The organism is Smaragdicoccus niigatensis DSM 44881 = NBRC 103563 (assembly GCF_000380645.1).
Lineage (GTDB): Bacteria > Actinomycetota > Actinomycetes > Mycobacteriales > Mycobacteriaceae > Smaragdicoccus > Smaragdicoccus niigatensis.
The window spans coordinates 99,975-123,559 of the sequence record NZ_AQXZ01000012.1 but is presented as its reverse complement, the minus strand read 5'-3'; the positions used below and the strand labels follow the sequence as shown (position 1 = coordinate 123,559).

At 65.0% G+C, this 23,585-nt stretch carries 23 protein-coding genes; 18 read left to right on the top strand and 5 right to left on the bottom strand.

The genetic code is table 11. The features are described 5' to 3' along the window. Window positions 1-110 precede the first annotated feature (110 nt). The 3 genes from glgX (at window position 111) to F600_RS26985 (ending at window position 5,279) form a co-directional block, all read left to right on the top strand. Window positions 111-2,231, top strand: coding sequence for a glycogen debranching protein GlgX (glgX, locus tag F600_RS0104845; protein ID WP_018159464.1), 2,121 nt, complete (start codon window positions 111-113; stop codon window positions 2,229-2,231). A gap of 4 nt (window positions 2,232-2,235) precedes the next feature. Continuing rightward, window positions 2,236-4,491, top strand: a complete 2,256-nt coding sequence (treY, locus tag F600_RS0104840) for a malto-oligosyltrehalose synthase (RefSeq protein ID WP_018159463.1) — start codon at window positions 2,236-2,238, stop codon at window positions 4,489-4,491. 92 nt (window positions 4,492-4,583) lie between these two features. Next, the gene (locus F600_RS26985; RefSeq protein WP_245541468.1) at window positions 4,584-5,279 is read left to right on the top strand and encodes a DUF6875 domain-containing protein; all 696 of its coding nucleotides are present in this window, start codon (window positions 4,584-4,586) and stop codon (window positions 5,277-5,279) included. Between the two features lie 39 nt (window positions 5,280-5,318). On the opposite strand, the gene F600_RS0104830 is transcribed toward F600_RS26985, so the two are convergent. Next, the gene (locus F600_RS0104830; RefSeq protein ID WP_018159461.1) at window positions 5,319-5,522 is read right to left on the bottom strand and encodes a hypothetical protein; all 204 of its coding nucleotides are present in this window, start codon (window positions 5,520-5,522) and stop codon (window positions 5,319-5,321) included. Between the two features lie 3 nt (window positions 5,523-5,525). Between F600_RS0104830 and F600_RS31490 the strand changes: the two genes are divergently transcribed. The 3 genes from F600_RS31490 to F600_RS0104815 all read left to right on the top strand — a co-directional run bounded on the left by F600_RS31490 (window position 5,526) and on the right by F600_RS0104815 (window position 7,024). After that, window positions 5,526-5,690: a hypothetical protein gene (locus F600_RS31490; protein ID WP_018159460.1), complete on the top strand. Its 165-nt coding sequence runs from the start codon at window positions 5,526-5,528 to the stop codon at window positions 5,688-5,690. A 63-nt stretch (window positions 5,691-5,753) separates the two neighbouring features. Beyond that, entirely contained in the window at window positions 5,754-6,065 is a 312-nt protein-coding gene (locus tag F600_RS0104820; RefSeq protein WP_018159459.1) for an ArsR/SmtB family transcription factor, read from the top strand. After that, window positions 6,062-7,024 carry a TIGR03086 family metal-binding protein gene (locus F600_RS0104815; protein ID WP_018159458.1) on the top strand — a complete coding sequence of 321 codons (963 nt, stop codon included), beginning with the start codon at window positions 6,062-6,064 and terminating at the stop codon, window positions 7,022-7,024. The genes F600_RS0104820 and F600_RS0104815 overlap by 4 nt, the downstream gene beginning before the upstream one ends. On the opposite strand, the gene F600_RS0104810 is transcribed toward F600_RS0104815, so the two are convergent. The 3 genes from F600_RS0104810 to F600_RS0104800 all read right to left on the bottom strand — a co-directional run bounded on the left by F600_RS0104810 (window position 7,021) and on the right by F600_RS0104800 (window position 8,910). Further along, on the bottom strand, window positions 7,021-7,869 hold the full coding sequence (locus tag F600_RS0104810) for a patatin-like phospholipase family protein (RefSeq protein ID WP_018159457.1): 849 nt from the start codon (window positions 7,867-7,869) through the stop codon (window positions 7,021-7,023). The two genes, F600_RS0104815 and F600_RS0104810, sit on opposite strands and share 4 nt — an antisense overlap. A gap of 193 nt (window positions 7,870-8,062) precedes the next feature. Further along, window positions 8,063-8,425: a hypothetical protein gene (locus F600_RS26980; RefSeq protein ID WP_018159456.1), complete on the bottom strand. Its 363-nt coding sequence runs from the start codon at window positions 8,423-8,425 to the stop codon at window positions 8,063-8,065. 32 nt (window positions 8,426-8,457) lie between these two features. Continuing rightward, window positions 8,458-8,910, bottom strand: a complete 453-nt coding sequence (locus F600_RS0104800; protein WP_018159455.1) for a MarR family winged helix-turn-helix transcriptional regulator — start codon at window positions 8,908-8,910, stop codon at window positions 8,458-8,460. A gap of 67 nt (window positions 8,911-8,977) precedes the next feature. Here F600_RS0104800 and F600_RS0104795 point away from each other — a divergent pair, with 67 nt between their 5' ends. From F600_RS0104795 to F600_RS0104740, 12 genes are all read left to right on the top strand, one after another. Further along, window positions 8,978-9,391 (top strand): DUF5313 family protein, encoded by a 414-nt coding sequence (locus F600_RS0104795; RefSeq protein ID WP_018159454.1) that lies wholly within the window; start codon window positions 8,978-8,980, stop codon window positions 9,389-9,391. Window positions 9,392-9,465: 74 nt separating this feature from the next. Beyond that, window positions 9,466-10,026 (top strand): beta-class carbonic anhydrase, encoded by a 561-nt coding sequence (locus F600_RS0104790; protein ID WP_018159453.1) that lies wholly within the window; start codon window positions 9,466-9,468, stop codon window positions 10,024-10,026. A gap of 131 nt (window positions 10,027-10,157) precedes the next feature. Continuing rightward, complete coding sequence (locus F600_RS0104785; protein WP_040630528.1) at window positions 10,158-11,723, top strand: APC family permease; 1,566 nt, start codon at window positions 10,158-10,160, stop codon at window positions 11,721-11,723. Between the two features lie 9 nt (window positions 11,724-11,732). Beyond that, entirely contained in the window at window positions 11,733-12,587 is an 855-nt protein-coding gene (locus F600_RS0104780; RefSeq protein WP_018159451.1) for an urea amidolyase associated protein UAAP1, read from the top strand. Further along, window positions 12,584-13,270: an urea amidolyase associated protein UAAP2 gene (locus F600_RS0104775; RefSeq protein WP_018159450.1), complete on the top strand. Its 687-nt coding sequence runs from the start codon at window positions 12,584-12,586 to the stop codon at window positions 13,268-13,270. Before F600_RS0104780 ends, F600_RS0104775 begins: the two co-directional genes overlap by 4 nt. After that, window positions 13,263-16,841, top strand: a complete 3,579-nt coding sequence (gene uca / locus F600_RS0104770) for an urea carboxylase (protein WP_018159449.1) — start codon at window positions 13,263-13,265, stop codon at window positions 16,839-16,841. The genes F600_RS0104775 and uca overlap by 8 nt, the downstream gene beginning before the upstream one ends. Beyond that, entirely contained in the window at window positions 16,838-18,493 is a 1,656-nt protein-coding gene (gene atzF / locus F600_RS0104765; RefSeq protein WP_018159448.1) for an allophanate hydrolase, read from the top strand. The genes uca and atzF overlap by 4 nt, the downstream gene beginning before the upstream one ends. A 23-nt stretch (window positions 18,494-18,516) precedes the next feature. Then, window positions 18,517-19,200, top strand: a complete 684-nt coding sequence (locus tag F600_RS0104760) for a TetR/AcrR family transcriptional regulator (RefSeq protein WP_051090745.1) — start codon at window positions 18,517-18,519, stop codon at window positions 19,198-19,200. Continuing rightward, window positions 19,197-20,978, top strand: a complete 1,782-nt coding sequence (locus F600_RS0104755; protein WP_018159446.1) for a TIGR03767 family metallophosphoesterase — start codon at window positions 19,197-19,199, stop codon at window positions 20,976-20,978. The genes F600_RS0104760 and F600_RS0104755 overlap by 4 nt, the downstream gene beginning before the upstream one ends. Next, window positions 20,975-21,298, top strand: coding sequence for a hypothetical protein (locus F600_RS0104750; protein ID WP_018159445.1), 324 nt, complete (start codon window positions 20,975-20,977; stop codon window positions 21,296-21,298). Before F600_RS0104755 ends, F600_RS0104750 begins: the two co-directional genes overlap by 4 nt. Beyond that, window positions 21,295-21,810: a hypothetical protein gene (locus F600_RS0104745; protein ID WP_018159444.1), complete on the top strand. Its 516-nt coding sequence runs from the start codon at window positions 21,295-21,297 to the stop codon at window positions 21,808-21,810. Before F600_RS0104750 ends, F600_RS0104745 begins: the two co-directional genes overlap by 4 nt. Window positions 21,811-21,863: 53 nt before the next feature. Then, complete coding sequence (locus F600_RS0104740) at window positions 21,864-22,439, top strand: DUF4232 domain-containing protein (protein WP_026306172.1); 576 nt, start codon at window positions 21,864-21,866, stop codon at window positions 22,437-22,439. 6 nt (window positions 22,440-22,445) lie between these two features. On the opposite strand, the gene F600_RS0104735 is transcribed toward F600_RS0104740, so the two are convergent. Then, window positions 22,446-23,546, bottom strand: coding sequence for a carboxylate-amine ligase (locus F600_RS0104735; RefSeq protein ID WP_018159442.1), 1,101 nt, complete (start codon window positions 23,544-23,546; stop codon window positions 22,446-22,448). Window positions 23,547-23,585 lie beyond the last annotated feature (39 nt).

The following is a 23,585-nucleotide window of genomic DNA, read 5'->3' as shown; positions in this document are numbered from 1 at the left end:
GGCTAGGAGTGACCTACCCGCTCAGAACCCGATGAAACTGAGGCAACAACACGGGGTCGGTTGGTCATGATCCCCTCGACCCACCAGCAACACGGCTAGCCTTGACACCTATGGCTGCACCTGCACCGAATGCCGGCGACCCGTCGCCCCTTTCGGTGTGGCCGGGAACTGCCTACCCCCTCGGCGCCACATACGACGGCGCTGGCACGAACTTCTCGCTGTTCTCCGAAATCGCGGAGAAGGTCGAACTGTGCCTGATCGCGCGCGACGGATCTGAGACGCGCATCCCGCTCGACGAAGTCGACGGCTTCGTCTGGCACTGCTACCTTCCGAACGTCGTGCCCGGTCAGCGCTATGGCTACCGTGTTCACGGGCCCTTCGAACCGGAAAACGGCCATCGCTGCGACCCCAGCAAGTTGCTCGTCGATCCCTACGGAAAAGCGTTCGACGGAGACTTCGACGGAGACGAATCGCTGCACACGTACGGCTTGGATTCACTCGGCCACACGATGACGACAGTCGTCATCAACCCGTACTTCGACTGGCTGAACGACCGTTCCCCACGTCGGCCGTACCACGAGACGATCATCTACGAAGCCCACGTCAAGGGCATGACCGCGACCCATCCGAAGATCCCGGAGGAACTGCGCGGAACCTACGCGGGCCTCGCACATCCCGTGATCATCGAGCACCTACTGGAACTCGGCGTCACCGCGATCGAGCTCATGCCGGTGCACCAGTTCATGCAAGACCAGCGACTTCGAGACGAAGGACTGCGCAACTACTGGGGCTACAACACGTTCGGTTTCCTCGCGCCGCACAACGAATACCGCTCCGGGGCCAAGCCGGCGTCGGCGGTGTCGGAGTTCAAGGCGATGGTCCGGACGTTCCACGAAGCGGGAATCGAGGTGATCCTCGACGTCGTCTACAACCACACCGCCGAAGGGAACCACCTCGGTCCCACGATCAGCTTCCGCGGTATCGACAACCACGCCTACTACCGACTCGTCGACGACGACCTGTCGAAGTACATGGACTACACGGGTACCGGCAACAGCCTCAGCGCCCGGCATCCGCACACGTTGCAGCTCATCATGGACTCGCTCCGGTACTGGATTCTCGAGATGCACGTCGACGGTTTCCGGTTCGACCTCGCCTCGACGCTCGCGCGCGAGCTGCACGACGTCGATCGACTGTCCGCGTTCTTCGACATCGTGCAGCAGGACCCGGTCATCAGCCAGGTCAAACTCATCGCCGAGCCATGGGACGTGGGCGACGGCGGCTATCAGGTCGGCAACTTCCCCGGCCTGTGGACCGAGTGGAACGGGAAGTACCGCGACACCGTGCGCGAATACTGGCGGGGCGAACCCGCCACGCTCGGCGAGTTCGCGTCCCGGCTGACGGGATCGTCCGACCTCTACGAAGCGACCGGCCGCCGCCCCGGCGCCAGCATCAACTTCGTCACCGCGCACGACGGCTTCACGTTGCGAGACTTGGTGTCCTACAACGAGAAGCACAACATGGCGAACGGCGAGGACAACCGCGACGGGGAGTCCCACAACCGCTCCTGGAACTGCGGCGTCGAAGGCCCAACGGACGATCCGGCGATCAACGAACTGCGGGAGCGCCAGATCCGCAACATTCTTGCGACGCTGATGCTCAGCCAGGGCACGCCGATGCTTCTGCACGGCGACGAATTCGGCCGGACGCAGCAGGGCAACAACAACGCGTACTGTCAGGATTCCGAGCTTGCATGGATGGACTGGACGCTCGCCGACAAGGATCCTGACCTGCTCGAATACACGCAGAACGTCATCAAGCTGCGCAAGCGTCACCCGGTCTTCCGCCGACGCCGGTTCTTCGACGGTCGGCCCATTCGCTCCGGTGAGGAACTGCGCGATATCGCGTGGCTGACTCCCGCCGGCGTCGAGATGACGCCCGAAGACTGGGAAGCCGACTTCGGCCGGTCGTTGAGTGTCTTTCTCAACGGGCAGTCGATTCCGGAACCGAATCAACGCGGCGAGCGGGTCGAAGACGACTCGTTCCTCATGTGCTTCAACGCCCACGACGAGGCGCTCGAATTCCACCTGCCCAGCGGCATCTATGGCAACCATTGGGAAGTTGCTCTTGACACGTCGACGCCGACCGGCATTGTGAAAGCAACCGTCGAAGCCGGCAGCAACGTCACCGTTGGCGGCCGAATGCTCCTCGTTCTCAAACGAATGGACTGAACAAATGCACCCGCTGGCGTGCACCTACCGACTCCAGTTGCGACCCGACGCCTTCCCCTTCTCCGCCGCCGAATCAATCGTCGACTACCTTGCTGCCCTTGGTGTTTCGCACGCCTACCTGTCGCCGGTGCTGACCGCCGTCAAGGGGTCACTCCACGGCTACGACGTCACAGACCCGACGACGGTCTCGGCCGACCTCGGCGGCGAAGGCGCGTTGCGATCGCTTGCCCACGCCGCGAGCAGCCGACGAATGGGATTGATCGCGGACATCGTTCCGAATCACCTCGGGGTCGGCCATCCCGAGCAGAACGCCTGGTGGTGGGATGTCCTCCTGTACGGCCGAGACTCCGCGCATGCGCACTTCTTCGACATCGACTGGGACGCCGGCCTGTCCCTGCCGGTTCTCGACACCGCCGATGACCTCGACAACCTGGCCATCGACGAATCCGGCGACGAACCACTGCTCGCGTTGCGCGCCATGCGGTTTCCGATCCGTCCCGGCACGTTGCCCGGCACCCCGCTAGAGGTCCACGATCGCCAGGCCTACCGGCTCGTCGAGTGGCGGACCGCACCGAGCACGTATCGCCGGTTTCTCACGGTCAATGAACTCGCCGCCCTTCGACAAGAAGACCCCGACGTTTTCGACGAAACCCATCGGGTGATCGGGAAGCTGATCAGCGAAGGCGTCATCGACGGGGTTCGCGTCGACCATCCCGACGGCCTCGCCGATCCGGCGCAATACTTCGCGTGGCTGCGCGAATTGGTCGGGTCCGGCTGGATTGTCGCGGAGAAGGTTCTCGGCGAGCACGAGCCGCTCGACCGCACGTGGCCCATCGACGGGACGACCGGTTACGAAGCGCTGTCCCGGATCTGCGGAGTTTTCGTCGATCCGTCCGGAGAATCCGCGCTCACCGCAGCCGCAGCACACACCGCGTCGATCGAGAGTTTGAAGCGGGCGATCGTGGCCAAATCACTCAGCGGCGAGATCGACCGGCTCGCACGGTGCATTGCGCCCGAGCCGTCCACCGAACTTCGACTGGCGATCATCGAGGCGGCGGTCGCGATGCCTGTCGGCCGGGCGGACACCGCACCCAACGAAGGAATCCTGGCGCGCACTCTCGGGCGCTTTGAAGGACCCGAGTTCGACGCGCTCGTGGAAGGCCTCGCTCGGGGTGGTGAAGTGCTGTCGCGGTTCGGCCAGCTGTGCGTCTCGATCGGCGCCAAGGCCGTCGAGGATCGATTCCTCTACCAGGACACGCGTCTGATCAGCCTGAACGAAGTCGGTTCGGACCCCGCCAAATTCGGATTCAGCCCGGCGGAGTTGCATCTCGCCAACGCGGACCGCGCCCGGCATTGGCCGCGTTCGATGACCACGCTGTCGACGCACGACACGAAGCGGGGCGAGGACGTTCGCGCACGGATCTCCGTGCTGTCGCAGGTACCCGGTCGGTGGGCGGAAGAGGTTGCCCGCTGGGAGAATTCGACTCCTTCGCCGGATCCCGCGATCGGGCAGTTCCTGTGGCAGACCCTGTTCGGAATCTGGCCGCTCAGTGGACTTCCCGACGCGGATCGGGTCCACAAGTACGTCGAAAAAGCGATTCGGGAAAACGCGACGCGCACGTCGTGGAACGCCGTCGACTTCGAGTTCGAAGCCTTGATCCACGAATGGATCGACCGCGTCATGCTCGGTCCGACCGCGGATTCCATCACGGCGTTCGTTGTCGAAATCGCCCCGCACGCGTGGGCGAACTCCCTCGGGCAGAAGGTGCTCCAACTGTGCGGACCCGGGGTGCCGGATGTCTACCAGGGCACTGAACTGTGGGAGGACTCGCTCGTCGACCCCGACAACCGTCGGCTGGTCAACTACGCGAAGCGCCGCGCACTGCTCGAGGGGCTCGACGCCGTCGACGTCCCGCCACCTGTCGACGGCACCGGGGCTGCCAAGCTCTGGGTGACGTCGCGGTGCCTTCGGCTGCGGCAGGAACGCCCGGAAAGCTTCGTCGATGGCGGGTATTGGCCGGTTTACGCGAGCGGCCCCGCCGCGCAACACGTCATCGGATTTGCCCGTGGCGCAACCGAACCTGATGTCGTTGCGCTTGCCACTCGGTTCACGGCACGGTCCATTGGCTGGGGTTCCACCCGCCTCAACCTGCCGGCTGGCGCATGGATCGATCGCATCACCGGGACCGAACACACCGGCCCGATCGACGCGGCTGCGGTTCTGTCGCGATACCCGGTGGCGATTCTCGTCCGCGACTGATCGGAGGCCGGTCAACAATCGACCCATCCAGGTTCCGCTCTGCGCCGAATTGATCATGCGGCGAACGATTACGGAGGAATCACATGCGGGCAATGACTGCTGCTACAACGGAACTCGAATGGGTGAACCTGTTCGATGACGTCGCGACGTCCGTCACACGCCATTCGTGCGCGCGCATCCTTGCGGCATATATGTCCGATTTCCTCACGCGGCCATTGGCCGAACTCGGACGCACCGGCGCAGTCTGTCCCTTCGTACGGACGTCATTGAAGAAGAAGACCGTGTGGGTCACGTTCCTCGACGGCGATGACCGCACCCTCACCGACGAGACGATTCACGCCGCGATCGACGACGCGGCAACACTCTTCACCGAACTCCGACGCCAATCGCCCGACGAAGCCACGCACACCATGATCGTCGCCATGCCCGGTCTCACGGAATTCCAGCGCATCGACGACATCCACTTCCTGCGCAAGTCAGAGTTCGTCGCTCGCGGCCAAATGCTGGGCCAGTTCTACCCCGGGTGCACGCAGGAGGGGCTGTGGAACCGCGAGTTCCGCCCCTTGGACGCCCCCGTTCCGATGCTGATCATTCGCCGGATGATGAGCACCGACTATCCCTTCCTGGCCAGTGATACCAAATGGCTCTACGCGTACTTCTCGAGGTTCGCGCCCGAGCTTCCCGTCCGCTTGCGGTCGTCGCTCGCTGACAAGATGGTCGTCACCGGCGAGGTAGCGGGCGCGTTCGCAGCCCTTCGAATGCACAATGAGGACGAACACGCTCGCTGATATCTTCCGCGGGCCCGCCGCTCTCGTCGGCGCCTCCGCTCACCACTCTTCGTCGTCTTCGCGCCCGGTTGAAATGAAGTAGCCGGGGTTCCGTTTGAGATCGTCGAGAGTCATTCCACGCTCGGCCGCGAGCTTGAGCAGGCGAAGTCGCTCATCGGGCTCCGACAGCGCGCCATCCGTGGACGGCACCGGAGCGGCAAAGCTCTGGGTGACCTCGCGGGCCACCGAACCCGATGTCGTCACACTTTGCGACTCGGTTCAACGGCACGGTCCATCGGCTGGGGTTCCACCCGCCTCAATCTGCCGGCGGGCGCGTGGATCGATCGCATCACCGGGACCGAACACACCGGCCCGATCGACGCGGCTGCCGTCCTGTCGCGCTATCCCGTCGCGGTCCTCGTTCGCAACTGACCCAAAAAAATGCGTTAGCGACGACTGTTGCATTATGCGTTAGTGGTGACTAACGTATTAATCGTGATCGACGCTCTCTCCGCTGCCGCCGAGCCCACTCGGCGCCGCATCCTCCAGCTGCTGGCTCAGCAGCCTCGGACGGTGACGGACATTGCCGGCGAGTTCGACGTCACCCGATCGGCGATCTCGCAACATCTGCTGCTTCTCGCGGACGTTGGCCTCGTCGAGGCCGAGAAGTCCGGACGGCAGCGGATCTACCGGGTGGTGCCCGCCGGACTCCGACAACTTCAGGCCGAAATCGATCGGTTCTGGACCAACGAACTCGATCAGCTTGTCGCTGATGCTCACGCCCTCAACCAGAAGGAAAAATCATGACCTGCATCAAGTCCGTCGACCTGCCCATCGGAGTCGACGACGCGTTCGCCCTGGTCACCCAGCCCGAACGTCTACGCCGCTGGAAGACAGTCACCGCAACCGTCGACCTTCGGGTCGGCGGAACCTACCGGTTCACGATCGTCCCGGGCAGCATCGCCATGGGCACTTACCGCGAGATCGAGCCGGGTAAACGAATCGTGTTCGGGTGGGGTTGGGAAGGCGAGGAGCTCGCGCCGGATGCCTCGACCGTCACCATCACTCTCGACCCGATCGACGGGGGCACGAAGGTCACGTTGATCCACGAGGGACTCACCGCCGAGCAGGAAGTCAGCCACGCCGAAGGTTGGGAACACTTCATGAACCGCCTGCTCGTGGCGGCCACCGACGGCGACGCCGGACCGGACGAATGGGTGGGACTCCCCCGCGAGTTCACCGAGTTGTCGGCCGCCGAGTCGGCGCTCGCCCTCCTCCAGAGAGTTGCGCTGGGCGTGGACGACCCGAACCGGCCCACGCCGTGCAGCGACTTCAACTGCGGCCAACTCGTCGATCACGTCGTGACTTCGCTGCAGCAGCTCGGCGGAATGGCCGGCGCGTCGATCGACGCGGGCTCAGGTTCAGCCGAGTCCCGCATTGCGACGGCTGGCGAGCAGGCATTGTCGGCATGGCGTGCGCGCGGACTCGACGGGATGGTTCAGGGTCCGTTCGGCGAGATGCCGGCCGCCTTCGCCGCGAGCATTCTGCCGGTCGAGATCCTTCTTCACGCGTGGGATCTCGCCCAGGGCAGCGGACAGGTACTCGAGGTTCACGACGACCTCGTTGCCTACATCGGCAAGCTTGCCGAAGCACTCGTCCCCGCAGGTCGCGGACGGTCCTTCGCCGAGGAAGTCCGGGCCCACGAGGACGCGCCGGCGATCGATCGCCTAGCGGCCTATGCCGGGCGGACCCCCGTCAGCGTCTAAGGGTGGCCGTGCCCGAACACCGTTTCGGGCGCCGGCCTGGCGAGTTGTCCCGCATGTGTCTCTTCGAGCCACGCGGTCGTGTGTACGCGAGCGCGGTCGATCAAAGAAGCGCCCTGGCTGAAGTCGGTCGGGGGAACTTCGACCGGACACAACGGCGGGACAACTCGCAGGTCAACAACGCCGGCATATCGCTCGATGTCGAGCGCAAGACGCTGATGAATGCTCAATTCCAGCGCGTGCAGAGCCATCCCCAACGCGGAGTTCGGCCGCGCAGCCAGCGCGCAGGAGTACCCAGTCGTCAGAACCCACACGGTGTCCGCACCATGAGTGATCGCGTGCGAGATAGGCGTGTTGTTGACGACGCCACCGTCCATCAAGGTCTTCCCGTCGATCTCGACAGGCGGGAAGACGCCGGGGATCGCCGCGCTCGCTAGGACCGCATCGATCGCCGGTCCCGCACTGAGGCATACATCGCCGCCGGTCAGGACGTCCGTGGCGATGACATGGAACGGAATTCGCGCATCTTCGAGGCGATCGAACGTCAGATGCTTTTCGAGCAACTGGCGAATTCCGCGATTGCCCACGACGTGATTGCGCCGGCCCGCGAACCCGAGCAGAGTGCCCACTGCGCTCGTGGGAAACACGTCGGTTCGCCGCATCGCGCACCACAGATCCGAGAGCTCATGAAGTGGCCGCCCACCGACGAGCCACGCACCATTCACCGCGCCGACCGACGTCCCGACCACGAAGTCCGGACGGACCCCGAAGTCGATAACTGCCTGCATCATCCCGACTTGGACTGACCCGAGGTTCGCGCCTCCGGACAACACGATCGCGCTGGTCATGCACTATTTCTAACCCCGCGTCAGACTTCTGACCAGTGCGTATGCCGTGACCATTCGATGACCTGCGGGGCTCGCCGCCCTCGTCGCCGACCACTAATAGCGACAATGCGCGACTCAGCGACAGCAGGCAGTTGTCGCTCAGTCGCTGCTTGTCGCTCAGAGTGGTCCACGACGAGGACACGGCCGCCTCCGCTCACCACTCCTCGTCGTCTTCGGCTCCGGTGGGAATGAAGTAACCCGGGTTGCTCTTCAAGTCATCGAGCGTCATCCCGCGCCCGACCGCGACCTTGAGCAGACGGAGTCGCTCATCGATCCGCTTCTCCGAAGTCGGCGGAATGCATCCAATTCGGTACTCGCCGCGATCCAGCTTGCGCATTCGATTGCGACGGGTCTCCCAGCGGAGGGCATCCGACACAGCCTTCGAAGGCCTGCCGGAAAAGGAGAAACCTTGCTCCTCGGCCGCACGAATCACCTCCGCGATCGAAATGAAGTCGCGCTTGCGCGCCTCGCCGATGATGAAGTGCCGCAGGTTCGTTCCACGTAATTCAAGAGCCACGACGCGACTCTGACACTGCCCTCCGACAAGTGTCAGTCTGTCGCAGCGGCGATGACCTCCGTCAACCGCCGATGAAGTTCCATAAGTTCGGAGACGTCCTTCCCGAGCCGTTCCACGACCGCCGGCGGAATGTTCAGCGCATCGTCGCGCAGTGCCCACCCCTTTGCGGTCAGGGCAACCGAAAGTGCGCGCTCATCGTGCGGATCGCGCGAGCGGGTCACGTAACCGGAAGCCTCCAGACGCTTGAGCAGCGGCGACAACGTGCCCGGGTCGAGCTGGAGAAGCTTGCCGAGCTCGTTGACCCGAAGAGGTTCGTGCTCCCACAGCGCCAGCATCGCCAGGTACTGCGGGTGCGTCAGTCCCATCGGTTCCAGCAGCGGACGGTAGAGCCCGATCACGCTGCGCGCAGCGATCGCCAATGCGAAGCACACCTGCTGTTCCAGAGCGAGTGGGTTCTGGACTCCGGGAATCGTCTTGTTCGTCACATTGCCATCATACAAATAATTGGTGTACAGATAAATTGCACACAAAGTAACCTCTCAGGAGCATGCAATGCGCAACACCGACGTTCGTAAGCCGACCATCGGCCAGTACCTCGCCTACTGCTACGGCAAGGTCTTGCCGCCGGAATTGCGAGACTGGGTGCGCGAAGACCTCACCGGTCGCGGCGCCACCGCACGGCTCGTCATCCGGGCCACCACCCCGGTCGTTCTCCTGGTCGCCCCCGCCTACCTGTTGCCGGCCGACATCATCACCAGAATGGTGATCACGCTGCCGCTGGTGATCCCGTTCATTTACTTCGCCATCGCACTGAGCCCCGTGTACCGACGGTTCCGTCTGACCCAGCACGGACTCGACGGCGACCTTGTCGACGCACGCAAGCATGAACGCGAGGCCGACGACATGGCCGCCTACTACGCCCGCTACCGCGGCGATGCCCCTATAGCCGCGAAAGAATCGGACTGATCCAAAGTCTGTGCCGACCGTCACGGGACTCCTTGAATTCAGGTACTCACCCGACCTGACCTCAAGGAGTCCCGATGTCTGTTCTCGCCGAAGTCCTCGCCAGCAATGAGGCCTACGCCGAATCATTCGGCGACAAGCGCGACCTTGCGCTGCCGCCCGCACGCGGTTTCGCCATTCTGACCTGCATGGACGCCCGGCTCGACCCGGCGAAGTACGCCGGCCTCGCCGAAGGCGACGCCCACGTCATCCGCAATGCGGGCGGACGCGCGAGCGACGACGCCATTCGCTCACTCGTCATCTCCTACAAACTGCTCGGCACGAAGGAATGGTTCGTCATCCACCACTCCGACTGCGGCATGGAGTTCTTCACGGACGAGGTCATCCGCGGCCTGCTCGCCAACAGCTTGGAAACAGCCGCACTCGGCGACAGCGGCTTCTACGACGTCGGCACCGGTCCCGGCTCCCGCGAGGCGGACTACATCGACTGGCTCACGATCCGCGATCAGGTGCAGAGCGTGGTCGAGGACGTTCGCCGCATCAAGTCGCACCCCCTCGTGCCCGCTCGAATCCCGGTCCACGGCTTCATCTACGACGTGAAATCAGGGCGTCTCATCGAGGTCCCCGATGCCCGCTGAGTGATCTGAAACACAGAAGCAACATCGGAAATCCGTTCTTAACCGCACCGACTCACAGGCGCCTCCAACCGGTCAGAAGCTATTACCTGTCACCCGATAGGTAATGCTTCTGCCCCGTCCCGGAGGTCGTCATGAGCGCCCCAAGTCTTGCCCCGGTATCGCCTCCCCCTGCCCATCACTTCGGCTACAAGCAGGAATTGCACCGCGGTGTCGGTACCTTTGCCTCGTTCGCCGCGGGCTTCTCCTTCGTCTCGATCTTGACCACTGTCTTCCAACTCTTCGGCCTGGGCTTCGCGCTCGGCGGCTCGACGTTCTTCTGGGCGTGGCCGCTGGTGTTCGCCGGCCAACTTCTCGTGGCGCTGTGTTTCGCCGAACTCGCGGCCCGCTGGCCCGTATCGGGCGTCATCTTCCAGTGGTCGAGCCGCCTGGCCAACACCACGACCGGATGGTTCGTCGGCTGGATCATGATCATCGGTCAGATCCTCACGGTCGCCGCCGCCGCGATTGCGGTTCAGGCCGTGCTGCCGAGTATCTGGTCTGGCTTCCAGATCGTCGGCGGCTCTGGCGCTGACCCGTCACTGGCATCGCCCACCGGCGCGCAGAACGCCGTTCTGCTCGGCATCATCCTGCTGGTCTTCACGACCGCGGTGAACATCCTCGGGATCCGGCAGATGGCCATCTCGACGAGCATCGGCGTATCGGTCGAGATCATCGGCGTGATCGTGTTGGTCGCAATTCTGTTCTTCCTGCCGGAGCGCGGACCGAGCGTCATCTTCCACACCGAGGGATGGTCTGGAACCGGGAGCTACTTCTCCGCGTTCCTCGCGTCGTCGCTGATGGCGGCCTACGTCATGGTCGGCTTCGACTCTGCCGGCGAACTCGCCGAAGAGACCCACAGCCCGCGCAAGACGACGCCCAAGACGATTCTTCGCGCACTCATCATCTCGGGTATCGGAGGCGCCCTCCTGATTCTCGCGGCGCTCATGGCCGCCCCGAGCCTCACCGACGGCAACCTCGCCACCGGCGGTCTCGCCTGGGTCCTCACCGAGCGCCTCGGCGATGTCCTCGGCCGGCTCCTCCTGTGCTGCGTCGCCGTCGCGGTGTTCGTGTGCACCCTCGCGGTCCAGACCTCGGGCGCTCGAATGATGTACTCGATGGCCCGCGAGAAGGCACTGCCGTTCCACAAGCAGCTCGCCAAGGTCTCGCCCCGCACCGGCACGCCGATCATCACCTCGATCGTCGTCGGACTCGGCGCGATGATCGCCCTCGCGGTCAACATCAACCAGTCGGCGATCTTCACCGCGCTCGCGAGCCTCTGCATCGGCATGCTGTACCTCGCCTACCTCGGCGTGACCCTGCCGCTGCTCTTCACCCGGATCAAGCACCTCAAGACCGACCACTTCCCCAGTGGCGTCGACGAAGACGGCGTTCCGCAGTTCTCGCTCGGCAAGTTCGGCATCGCCATCAACGTGGTCGCCGTGCTCTACCAGATCGGCATGATCGTCAACCTCATGTGGCCGCGGCCGGAGATCTACGACCTCACCGGCGGCACCTGGTGGCTGCAGTGGAGCGCTCTCCTGTTCACCGGAATCTGCCTGCTCGGCGGCGCCGCGTACTTCTTCCTGCGTCGTCTGCACCGCACGATCGAGCTCGCGCACATTCCGCACACCCACGTCCCCGCGCCGGTTCCGGCCTGAAGGAATCTGATGACCATCACGTCAACCCGTGAAGATCACCTCACCGACAGCGTTCTCAACGCCCGAGCCGACGCTCGCGCGCAGGGTGGGCAGACCAGTGAATGGATGCCCTACCTGCCCGCATCGTCGAGCCCGTTCTGTCCGGACGGAGTCGACCCGGCGAAGCTGACCTGGGCCGAGACCGTGGCACCCGGTGGGTACACCCACAAGGTCCTCGCTCGCGGCAGCCGGCTTCGCCTCGACGACCCGACTGGCGAGGCGTGCGCGCACGTTCTCGTGTTCAACGCCCTCGAACCCGTCGAACGGCTCAATGTCGCGGACACGCAGAAGATCCCGTGGCAGGCGTACCTCGGTGCGAACCACCCGCTGCTGTCGGGCGACGGCCGGGTGCTCGCGACGATCACCGCCGACACGTCAGGCCACCACGACGCCTTCTGCGGCACCACCACGGACGCGTGGAACCTGCACAAATACGGCGACACGCGACCCGAGGGACCCACGCCGTCCGGGCGCAGCCTGTTCGTCAAAGCCGCGACGAAGCACGGGCTGACTCGGCGGGACCTGCCGCCGAGCATCTCGTTCTTCCAGGGCGTGCGAGTTGCACCGGACGGGACCCTGCAATGGCAGGGTTCGGCGGGCGCCGGCACTTTTGTCGAACTGGTGGCGGAACTGCCGTTGCTGGTGCTCATCGCCAACGTGGCCCACCCGCTCGACCCCCGCGACGACTACTCCGTCGGGCCGCTCCGCGTTCACGCCTGGCGCGGCGACCCGACTGGTCCGTCGGACGAACGTTTCAGCGCGACACCGGAACTCACGCGGGCCTACCTCAACACCATCGATTATGCGGAGGCACGAGGACTATGAACACCACCGTTCCCGTCGGTGCTGTGTATGCACCGGATTCTGAACTCGACTGGAGCGAAAGCCTCGTCGCCGGCACGGTCGTTCTCGACGAACGCGTCGCCTCCAACGGCCCGTGGTCGGCGGTCGTCCGGCAGGGTGAAGTGCTCACGATCGTCGACGTCGGCGGTAACCAGTCCGCGGACTGCATCATGTACAACGCCGAGAACACCGACGAGCGCTACAGCGTTCCGGACACTCTGGCCTGGCAGGCGAACGCCTACGTTCGAACCGGAACGGTACTGCGCAGCAACGAAGGTCGCCCATTGATGACGGTCGTTGCCAACGAGATCGACCGGCAGGACACGATCGGCGGTGCGTGCTCGAAGGAATCGAACACTCTCCGCTACGGCCACCACGTCATGTACCACCACGGATGCCGCGAGAACTTCCTCGCCGAAGCTTCCCGGCACGGGATGGGTGCGCGTGATCTGGTGTCGAACCTGAACTGGTTCATGAATGTGCCGGTCGAGGCAGACGGTGCCCTGGGCATCGTCGACGGGATGTCCGGGCCCGGAAAGCGGGTCGCCATCCGCGCCGAGATGGACGTGCTCGTCATCGTGTCCAACTGCCCGCAGATGAACAATCCGTGCAACGACTTCAACCCGACGCCGCTTCGAATGATCGTGGTGACGCCAGATGCTTGATCCCAACGTCGTTCTCATCGCCAACCGAGGTGAGATCGCGCGCCGAGTCATTCGTACTGCGCGCGCAATGAACATGAAGACGGTCGCAGTCTTCTCCGATGCCGACCGTGCCGCACCCCACGTGCGCGAAGCCGACCATGCCGTCCGACTGGGTCCCGCGCCCGCCCGCGAGTCCTACCTGCGCGCGGACGCGATCATCGCGGCGGCCTTGGAGACGGGCGCGGGGATCATTCACCCCGGCTACGGATTCCTCTCGGAGAACATCGAATTCGCTCGTGCGATCGACGCTGCCGGGCTCCGGTTCGCGGGCCCGACCGTCGACCAGATCATCGCCTTCGGCGAGAAGCACACCGCTCGTGCGCTGGCGAGGTCGGCCGGCGTGCCACTTCTGGCGGGCACCGAATTGCTCGCCAGCGCGGACGCGGCCGTCGCCGCAGCAGAACTCGTCGGGTTCCCGGTGATGGTCAAAGCCACCGGAGGCGGAGGCGGAATCGGCATGCTGGCCTGCTCCGATGCGAACGAGGTGCGCGCCGCATTCGACCGCGTTGCCGCACTTGCCGCGGCGAACTTCGGTTCGGCCGGCGTGTTCCTCGAGCGACTCGTTCGGCCGGCACGCCACGTCGAAGTTCAGGTGTTCGGTGACGGCCTCGGCCGTGTCGCAGTGATCGGTGATCGGGACTGCTCGCTCCAACGCCGCAACCAGAAGGTCATCGAGGAAGCACCGGCGCCCGCCCTCCCGGATCATGTGCGCGAACTACTGCATTCGTCCGCGCGCGATCTGCTGGCCTCGGTCGACTACCGCAGCGCCGGAACGGTCGAATTCGTCTACGACCCGATTCGCGAGGAAGCAGCGTTCCTCGAGGTCAACACGCGTTTGCAGGTCGAGCATCCGGTCACCGAAGAGGTCTACGGCGTCGACCTCGTGGAGCTCATGCTGACCCTCGCCCGCGACGGCGCAGTGGCGGACGACGTGTTCACCCGCACGTGGCGGCCCGCCGGTTTCGCCGTCGAAGCCCGCATCTACGCGGAGGACCCCGCCAAGGAGTCGTTGCCGTCGTCTGGGCTCGTCACGCACGCGCACTTCCCGGATGAGCGACCAGGCGTCCGCGTCGACGGGTATGTCGAGACCGGTCTCGAGGTGTCGCCGTTCTACGACCCGATGCTGGCCAAGGTCATCACGCGTGGTGCCACGCGAGACGACGCACTCGATCTGCTCGGCAGTGCGCTCGACGCGAGCCGCGTCGACGGGATCGTCACGAACCTCGGACTGCTTCGGTCTCTCACCGACCTCGTCGACCTCCGCGCCGCGGTGCATTCGACCTCGACCCTGGCGACGACGGCCGATCCGCAGCCGCGCATCGACGTCATCACCTCCGGTCCGCTCACCACCGTTCAAGATCTGCCGGGTCGAATCGGCTACTGGCACATCGGCGTTCCGCCGAGCGGACCGTTCGATCGGGTGTCCTTCGCCGAGGCGAATCTGGCCGTGGGAAACCTGGCGGAAGCACCCGGTCTCGAAGTGACCGCGGGAGGCCTGACACTCCGCTTCTCTGACTCGACCATCGTCTGCGTCACGGGCGCTCCGGTGGCGGTCACGGTCGACGGCGAAGCTGCGGCACAGTGGGAACCGCTCGACATTCCGGCGGGTGCGACGCTGTCGATTCCAATGACTCCCGGACCCGGCCTGCGGCTGTACGTGGCCGTCCGCGGCGGTATCTCCGTGCCGGAGTACCTCGGCAGCACGTCGACTTTCACGCTCGGCGGGTTCGGCGGCCATGGCGGTCGGGCACTGCTCGCGGGCGACGTGCTCCGAGTCGGGTCGGTAGACACACTTGCGCCCGCCGCAACACCAGTTGACCGGCGCCCGGCGATCGTCAGCGAGTGGCAGATCGGCGTTCTCGAAGGTCCGCACGCGGCTCCGGACTTCTTCACCCGCAACGACATCGAGACGCTCTACGCAACGGCCTACGAGGTGCACCACAACTCGGCGCGCACCGGCATCCGGCTCATCGGACCCAAGCCCGAGTGGGCACGACGGGACGGTGGCGACGCCGGTCTGCACCCGTCGAACATCCACGACAACGCGTACGCGATCGGCGCGCTCGACTTCACCGGCGACACTCCGATCATCCTTGGACCCGACGGTCCGTCGCTCGGCGGATTCGTATGCCCGGCGGTCGTTGCGAGTGGCGAACTGTGGAAGCTCGGGCAGCTGCGCCCGGGCGATACCGTGCGATTCGTGCCGGTGCGGGAAGCCGATGCGCCGACGCTCAACGAACGGCGCTTCGATGCCACCGTGCGCAGTTCCGGCGGCGATGGCGACGACGGCGTGCTCACGCGGCTCGAGGCCACCGACGACCGCCCGTCGGTGACCTACCGACGCGACGGCGACGAGAACCTGCTCGTCGAATACGGCCCCATCGAGCTCGACCTCGGTCTTCGCATGCGCATTCATGCGCTGCAGGAAACCCTGGCCCAGCACGCACCGGCCGGAATCATCGACGTGACCCCCGGCATCCGGTCTCTGCAGATCCACACCGATCCCGCAGTCTTGTCGCCACGCAAGCTCGCCGAGATGCTCGCCGAACTGGAATCGGAAGTCCCCGCCACGCATGAGCTCGTAGTGCCGTCGCGCACTGTTCGCCTGCCGCTGAGCTGGGACGATCCGGCAACCCGACTGGCGATCGAGCGGTACATGGCGGGTGTCCGCGACGACGCACCGTGGTGCCCGTGGAACATCGAATTCATCCGCCGGATCAACGGACTCGACAGTGTCGACGACGTCTACCAAACCGTCTTCGATGCCTCGTATCTGGTGCTGGGCCTCGGCGACGTGTACCTCGGCGCGCCCGTCGCGACCCCGTTGGATCCGCGCCACCGCCTCGTCACGACGAAGTACAACCCGGCCCGCACGTGGACTGCGGAGAACTCGGTCGGCATCGGCGGCGCGTACCTCTGCATCTACGGCATGGAGGGTCCGGGCGGCTACCAGTTCGTCGGCCGGACTGTCCAGATCTGGAATCGCTTCCGTCGCGGCGGACTGTTCCAGGACAACCCGTGGGCGCTGCGGTTCTTCGACCGCATCGAGTGGTACCCCGTCACCGCGGACGAGCTGCTGGAACTGCGTGCTGAAACCGATGCGGGACGCGGCGATTTCGAGACGAAGGAAGGTACGTTCTCGCTCGCCGAATACAACGCGTTCCTGAGCGAGAACTCGGACTCGATCGCCGAATTCCGCACGAAGCAGTCGGCGGCATTCGAGGCCGAGAAGCTACGCTGGGCGGCAACGGGCGAATTCGACCGGCGCGACGAGCCGGAAGTCGTTGCGGCGGAATCGGTCTCCATCCCGGAGGGGGCGATCCCGGTAACGGCTCCGTTTACTGCCACGGTGTGGCAACTCAACGCATCGGCCGGCGACTCGCTCGATGACGGCGATCCGATCCTGTCCCTGGAGGCAATGAAGATGGAGTCCCGGGTGCCGGCACCGGTTGCCGGAACACTGCTCGAGATTTACGTGAAGCCAGGCGAGCAGGTTGCGCCGGGTCAGGTTCTCGCGGCGGTGCGCGCATGACTCCCCATCAAGTCTTCGACCGCATCGAAGCCGCAGACCGCCCGGAAGCGTGGATCGAACTTCGTTCGCGGGAGGACGTTCTCGCCGAGGTGGCGACCGTTGATCCCACGCTCCCGCTCGCTGGATTGCTGTTCGCGGTCAAGGACAACATCGACGTTGAGGGCCTCCCCACGACGGCCGCTGCGCCGACATACACGTACCTGCCCACATCGGACGCCACCGCGGTTGCGAGGTTGCGGGCCGCGGGGGCCGTCGTCGTCGGCAAGACCAACATGGATCAGTTCGCGACAGGTCTCGTCGGAACGCGCAGTCCGTTCGGTGCGGTACGCAATGCGTGGGCACCGGACCGCATCTCGGGCGGTTCGTCGTCCGGGTCGGCGGTCGCGGTGGCATTGGGGATGGTCGACTTCGCGCTCGGCACCGATACCGCTGGTTCCGGCCGGGTACCGGCAGCGCTCAACGGCATCGTCGGAGTCAAGCCGACGAAGGGCCTCGTGCCGATCACCGGCGTCGTACCGGCGTGCTACACGCAGGACTGCGTCACCGTTTTCGCTCGCGACCTGGGACTTGCCCGAGCGGTCGCGGAGATCATGGAGGGTCCGGACGCAGCGGATCCCCTGTCTCGTCCCGCGGTCGAACGGCCCTCGCTGTCTCGTCGTCCGCGCATTGCGGTGCCGACCCCCGATCACCTCGACGGGCTGGCGGCGGGCTGGAAGGAAGCCTTCGGCCACGCGGTTGAGCTATTCGCCCGAGCCGGGGCCGAGATCGTCGAGGTCGATATCACTCCCCTTCTCGACGCCGCAAAGCTGCTCTATGAGGGGGCGTTCGTGGCCGAGCGGTACGCCGCCGTGGGCGAGCACATCGAACAGCATGCGGGTGACCTCGACCCGACCGTCGCGTCGATCATCCTCGCCGGCAAGGACAAGACCGCGGCCGAGTGGGCCGCCGACACCGCGCGTCTGGCCGGACTCGGAACGGCTGGCGACGAACTGCTCAAGGACTGTTCGGCACTCCTGACCCCGACGACAACCTGGCATCCGACGCTCGACGAGGTCGCCGCGGATCCGGTCGGCGCGAACTCGCGGATGGGCCGGTTCACGAACTTCGCGAATCTGCTCGACAAGTCCGCCATCGCGATTCCCGCCGGGATGGTCAACGGCTTGCCCTTCGGCGTGATGCTCACGGGTCCGGCGTTCGCGGACCGTCAACTCGCCGAGCTCGCACAGCGGTTTCTGAACCCTCAGCTCGAGATCTTCGTCGTCGGCGCTCATCTGTCCGGACAGCCGCTCAACTGGCAACTCGTCCAGGCTGGCGGCACCTTGGTGACCGCGACGGAAACCGCACCCGAGTACCGGCTGCACGCCCTCGACACCGTGCCGCCGAAACCCGGCCTCCGCCGGGTGGACTCAGACGGCACCTGCATCGCGGGTGAAGTCTGGCGCCTCCCCGCGGCTGGCTTCGGCACCTTCGTGGCCGCAATTCCGGGCCCGATGGTCATCGGTTCGGTGCAGCTTCAGGACGGGTCGACGGTCAGCGGATTTCTCGCCGAACCGTTTGCACTCGAAGGCGCGCCGGATATCAGCCACTTCGGCGGATGGCGGGCATTCCTTGCGGCGCCACGAGCACCGGAGCGGGAGCCCGCCAACGTATAGCGCGGCGTGCGACGATGTTTCGCATGCCACCGCGCCCCCGGCAGGGACGACCCCGCCATTCGGAGACGAGCGGTGATGCGTCCCCACGCGAGGAAATCCTCGACGCCGCAGCGGCCCTGTTCGCCCTGAACGGGTTCGCTGCGACGTCGACGCGGACGATCGCGGAGAAGGTGGGTATTCGCCAGGCGTCGCTGTATTACCACTTCGCGAACAAGGACGAGTTGCTCATCGAACTGCTGTCGACGTCGGTGATGCCGAGCCTCGATGCGGCGCAACGGATCGAACAGTTCGTCGCCGACGGTGCCACCCCCGCAGGCGCGCTGTTCTGCTTGGCCACCGTCGACGTGCTCACGTTGGCCGCGACGCCATACAACATCGGCACGCTGTACCTCCTCCCGGAAGTTCAGCGCGAGCCGTACGAACAGTTCCGTATGCAACGGCAACGCCTGCAGTCCGCATACGGACGGCTCGGCCAACGTGCAGCCCACGCCACCGTCCGAGATGTCATCGACGAGACTCGCCTCGGCGAACTGCTGCTGCAACTCACCGAGGTGGTTATTCAAATCCGCCGGGACCGCGACCCCGACGACCGGGATTCGATCGCGATAGCGACATCGTGCCTGCGATTGTGTGGGCTCAGCGATGCCGAGGTCGACTCAGCCCGTATCGAGGCGGATGAACTCCGAAACAGAATCGAGGACATGTGAGCGGACTTTCACGTAGGCAGTTCCTCACCCGGACAGCCGCACTAGCGTCCCTCACCGGGCTCGATGCCACGTTCCTCGCAGGCCGACTCGCGGCCGCACCGGCGTTGCCGGACGTCCCGAGCACGCTGACGCAGACGATCCTGCAAGCGACCAAGGGCAACCGAAAGTACCGCACACTCGTCGGCGGCCCGGGCGAACATTTCGTACCACGCGTCGATGTCCTTCGTCGCAAGCCCGACCCGGCCCGCACAACGCGTCGGCGCAGCTTGTTGTACCTGGGACACCTGTCGGACATGCACATCATCGACGCACAGTCGCCGGCACGTATCGAGCCGATGATCGTCCAGAATCACTCGACGTGGGCCGGCGCCTTCCGGCCGCAGGACACCCTGACCGTGCACGTCGCCGCGGCGACCACCAAGTCGTTCCACGACCTGCGGTACAGCCTCGTCACCGGTGCGCCGATGGGTGCCGCCATCGTCACCGGCGACAGCGCAGACATGCATTCGCACCTCGAATTGCGCTGGTATATCGACATTCTCGATGGCCTCGAAATAACGCCCAACAGTGGTTCCCGCGATCGCTACGAAGGCGTGCAGGCTTGGTCGGACGCTCCGTGGTTCTACCGCCCGGACAATCCAGAGGGCGGTTCGTTCGGCGAATACGGATTCCCACGACTACCGAACCTCCTCCAACAGGCGATCAGCCGGCCCGTGAAATCGCCCGGCCTGCCCGTTCCCTGGTACGCCGTCTATGGCAACCACGACACGCTCTTCTTCGGCACGTTCGATGTCAGTGCGCAATTGCGGTCTCTCGCGCTCGGCGATCAGAAGGCCTTCACGATGGAGGCGACCGCGTCGTCCGCGCTCGCTGGATATGGTGCGACGAACAGTGCACTCCAACGTGGCGTCGACGCGCTCTCCGTGCAGAGCGGCAGCCGTTCCGGGTTCCGGCAGGTCACTGCCGACCCGGCACGCCATCTGCTCGAACAGCAGGAGTTCATGTCCGAGCACTTCCGCACTCAAACACACCCCGGGCCGATCGGCCACGGCTTCACCCAGCACAATCTCGATAGCGGTGAAACGTGGTGGAAGGCCGACCTCAACCCGTGGGTGCGGGGTCTGGGCCTGGACACCTGCAATGCGGTAGCCGGTCCGGACGGTGCCGTGCCCGATGATCAATTCCAGTGGCTCAAGTCCGAACTCGAGACCGCGCAGAAGGAAAAGCGCGTGGTGCTGATCTTCTCGCACCACAACAGCTTCACCTTGGAGAACCAAGCTGTCCGTCCGGGCAGCACCGAGAAACTGCACAATGCCGACGAGTTGATCGACCTGCTGCTGAAGTACCCCAACGTCGTCGCATGGCTCAACGGGCACACTCACCTCAACCAGATCCTCGCGCACACCACGAAGGACGGCGGATTCTGGGAGATCACGACGGCGTCGTGCATCGACTTCCCGCAGCAGCAACAGACTGTCGAGCTCGTCGACAACCAGGACGGCACGATGTCGATCTTCACGATGGTCGTCGATCACGCCGGCCCCGCGCAGCCAGGTTCGAGCGGAAGCTTCCTCGACCTCGCGGGCCAGAGCCGAGAACTGTCGTCGAACGACTGGGCCGAGACACCGCTCATGCGACGCGGTTCTCCGCTCGACCGCAACACCGAACTTCTCTTGCCCGCCCCGTTCAATCTCGCGGACATCTCCGACCTGATGCTCGAGAACCAGCATCTGGCAGACCGCACGCGATTCGAACTCAGCGCCCCGGAGCCCCGATGAAACGTATCTTCCCCGTCATGCTGTTGCTCGGCCTCGCGGGCTGCTCTCAGGTGGACGCACTGGCGCCGGTCGGCGGCGACAACGTGTCGACCGTCCGCTTCGCCGCGAACGATGTCCTGGTGGGCGCCGGAGTCGAACTCATGACCGCACCGGTCTGCACTGAAACCAACAAGGTGTCCACATGCGAGGGCAAGACAATGGCCGGTGAGGCGATCACCGTCCGGTCCGAGGGCGACCACCTGACGGTCACCGTGGGTCCGCGCTCGCTGTACGACGGGTCCCTCCAGAGCGTCATCACGGAAAACGGGCAGCCACGATGACGACGTTCCTCCGACTTCTCGGCATCATCGGCGCCCACGCGTTCGTGCAAAGTCTGCTCATCCTCGGGGACCCAGTCCCGACCTTCCACTGGTCCTTCGCTCTCACCTTCGCCGCATCGTTCTGTGCGCTCGTCGTGTCTCTCTGGGCGATCACGGCGGTGATGGCGGGCAACTGGGACTGGCGGGTAATGGCCACCGTCGTCGGAACCGTCGCGCTCGCGGCCGCGGCGGGGATTCTGATGCCGGTACTGACTGTCCTCGTCCTCACGGTGGGAATGGCACTCGCGTGCTGCGTGGCGAACCGCGTCTCGCCGCTCGATTTCGTGCGCACCAATCCGGTGCGGAGCGTGATCGCGTTCGCCGGCACCGCGATCGGGATCGTGCTCCTCGGGATCGCTGCGGTTGGGCTCGGTTTCCTGGTGACCGGCGCACCGGGCGCATTCGCGACCTGGATCGTCGCCGGCTTGACCTACGTCTCGATCGTTCGCGTGTGGACGATCAGATCGCATTGACTTGCAGGCGAATTCACAGCGATGTTCGAGTCTGTCCCACATATAGTCCGGGTATGAAAGCTGGGTATTTCGCCCTTGGTGGGTGCGCGCTGCTGATGGCGGTCGCGGGTTGTAGCAATAGCACGACGGGTTCGGGGACCGCGTCACCGACATCGGCCGTGCTCAGCTCGACATCGGCGGCGTCGACAACGACAACCGAGAGCGCGCCCGCTGCCTGCAAGGTGGGCGACCTCGCGATCAAGGTAGTCAGCCAAGGCGGTGCGGCCGGCAGCACGATCTTGCACCTCAACTTCACCAACACCTCCGGCAACACGTGCATTCTGGACGGATTCCCGGGAGTGTCCTACGCGAACGACAACGAGGGTCAGCCGATCGGACAACCCGCGACGCGCGACGGCGATTCGAACGGACCGATCTCGCTGGCTCCGGGAGTGGTCGCGACATCGATGATCAAGGCCGTCAACGTGCAGAATTACTCGCCGGAGGACTGCGGTCCGACACCCGTGGCGGGCTTCCGGGTCTACCCACCCAACAGCTTCGACTCGGCATTCGTCTCATACCCGACGACGGGTTGCTCGAACGACAAGGCACATCAGCTGGGCGTCACCGCGGTATCGACGTCGCAGTAGGTCGGGCTATAAGGCCGTGAGCCGCGCCAACTCGGCGACAACGTCACCGACATCGTCCCGACGTTCGAGGGCGGCCCGCTGCCGAATTGCGCCATTACCACGCCCGAATACCCGCTCGACGAGCTCAGTCGCTTCGTCGTACTCGCCGGTGCGATCGAGCTCGGGTCTGACCATTCGCAGCAGCGAATCCACGCACTTGCGCACGGGGGTCAGCCGCCTTGCGTGCACGTCGACCCCCTCGCCGGCGATACCGTCGCGGGCGGCTCGCCAGCACGCGGCTCGCAGGAATGAATCGGGAACCATCGGTCCGTTGTCGCCTTGCCGCACACGGTTGAGCGCCGCCATGACGAGTGAACGGATCAGAACCGCGAGGAGGACCGTCTCGTCGACGGTCGCGGGGACATCGCATACGCGAATTTCGATCGTCGGTAGATGCGATGAGGGTCGGATGTGCCAGTAGACCATCGCGTCATCGAGCGCGGCCCCGGCGATCCGCAGGTCGCGCACGGTGGCGGTGTAATGATCGTGGTCGGAGAAATAGGGCGGCGGGCCGGCCGACGGCCACCGCGACCACAGCACCGATCGCCAGCTTGCGTAGCCGGTGTCCCGTCCCTCGCAGATCGACGAGTTCGCCGACAGGGCAAGCAAAGTCGGAAGCCACGGACGAAGGTGGTTACTGATCGCGGGCGCTTGATCCGGATCATCGATCGACACGTGAACATGGCAGCCGCACACCGCAAGCTCGTTGGCGACGATTCCGAACTCACTTTTGATCGTCGTGTACCGGGACTTCTCGGTGAGCGGGAAGTCGGCGGTGACGGCCGGCGAAACGCTCGCGGCAAGAAGCCGGGCGCCGCAATCCTCGGCGGCCCCCGCGGCATTCTTCCGGGAAAGTCGCAGGTAGGAGTCGAGCTCGTGCGCGGTATTGCACACCGGAGTTGCCGTCTCGACCTGGCACTGCGTCATTTCGAGTTGCAGCTTCGTGCCCCGTGCCGCGGCCGCTTGTGCGACGGCCACGTTGCACGCGACCGGATGCCCGGCCACCGGATCGACCAGAAGGAACTCCTCTTCGACACCGAAGGTCGGAATTCCCGTATCTGCGCCCATAGCTGAGGATTACCCAGCTCAGGGGTAGTTAGGCGATCG

Excerpts from the sequence above, each read along its gene's own strand:
- glgX (WP_018159464.1), top strand. The coding sequence starts at position 111 with ATGGCTGCACCTGCACCGAATGCCGGCGACCCGTCGCCCCTTTCGGTG.
- treY (WP_018159463.1), top strand. The coding sequence starts at position 2,236 with ATGCACCCGCTGGCGTGCACCTACCGACTCCAGTTGCGACCCGACGCC.
- F600_RS26985 (WP_245541468.1), top strand. The coding sequence starts at position 4,584 with ATGACTGCTGCTACAACGGAACTCGAATGGGTGAACCTGTTCGATGAC.
- F600_RS0104815 (WP_018159458.1), top strand. The coding sequence starts at position 6,062 with ATGACCTGCATCAAGTCCGTCGACCTGCCCATCGGAGTCGACGACGCG.
- F600_RS0104810 (WP_018159457.1), bottom strand. The coding sequence starts at position 7,869 with ATGACCAGCGCGATCGTGTTGTCCGGAGGCGCGAACCTCGGGTCAGTC.
- F600_RS0104795 (WP_018159454.1), top strand. The coding sequence starts at position 8,978 with ATGCGCAACACCGACGTTCGTAAGCCGACCATCGGCCAGTACCTCGCC.
- F600_RS0104790 (WP_018159453.1), top strand. The coding sequence starts at position 9,466 with ATGTCTGTTCTCGCCGAAGTCCTCGCCAGCAATGAGGCCTACGCCGAA.
- F600_RS0104785 (WP_040630528.1), top strand. The coding sequence starts at position 10,158 with ATGAGCGCCCCAAGTCTTGCCCCGGTATCGCCTCCCCCTGCCCATCAC.
- F600_RS0104780 (WP_018159451.1), top strand. The coding sequence starts at position 11,733 with ATGACCATCACGTCAACCCGTGAAGATCACCTCACCGACAGCGTTCTC.
- F600_RS0104775 (WP_018159450.1), top strand. The coding sequence starts at position 12,584 with ATGAACACCACCGTTCCCGTCGGTGCTGTGTATGCACCGGATTCTGAA.
- uca (WP_018159449.1), top strand. The coding sequence starts at position 13,263 with ATGCTTGATCCCAACGTCGTTCTCATCGCCAACCGAGGTGAGATCGCG.
- atzF (WP_018159448.1), top strand. The coding sequence starts at position 16,838 with ATGACTCCCCATCAAGTCTTCGACCGCATCGAAGCCGCAGACCGCCCG.
- F600_RS0104760 (WP_051090745.1), top strand. The coding sequence starts at position 18,517 with ATGCCACCGCGCCCCCGGCAGGGACGACCCCGCCATTCGGAGACGAGC.
- F600_RS0104750 (WP_018159445.1), top strand. The coding sequence starts at position 20,975 with ATGAAACGTATCTTCCCCGTCATGCTGTTGCTCGGCCTCGCGGGCTGC.
- F600_RS0104745 (WP_018159444.1), top strand. The coding sequence starts at position 21,295 with ATGACGACGTTCCTCCGACTTCTCGGCATCATCGGCGCCCACGCGTTC.
- F600_RS0104740 (WP_026306172.1), top strand. The coding sequence starts at position 21,864 with ATGAAAGCTGGGTATTTCGCCCTTGGTGGGTGCGCGCTGCTGATGGCG.
- F600_RS0104735 (WP_018159442.1), bottom strand. The coding sequence starts at position 23,546 with ATGGGCGCAGATACGGGAATTCCGACCTTCGGTGTCGAAGAGGAGTTC.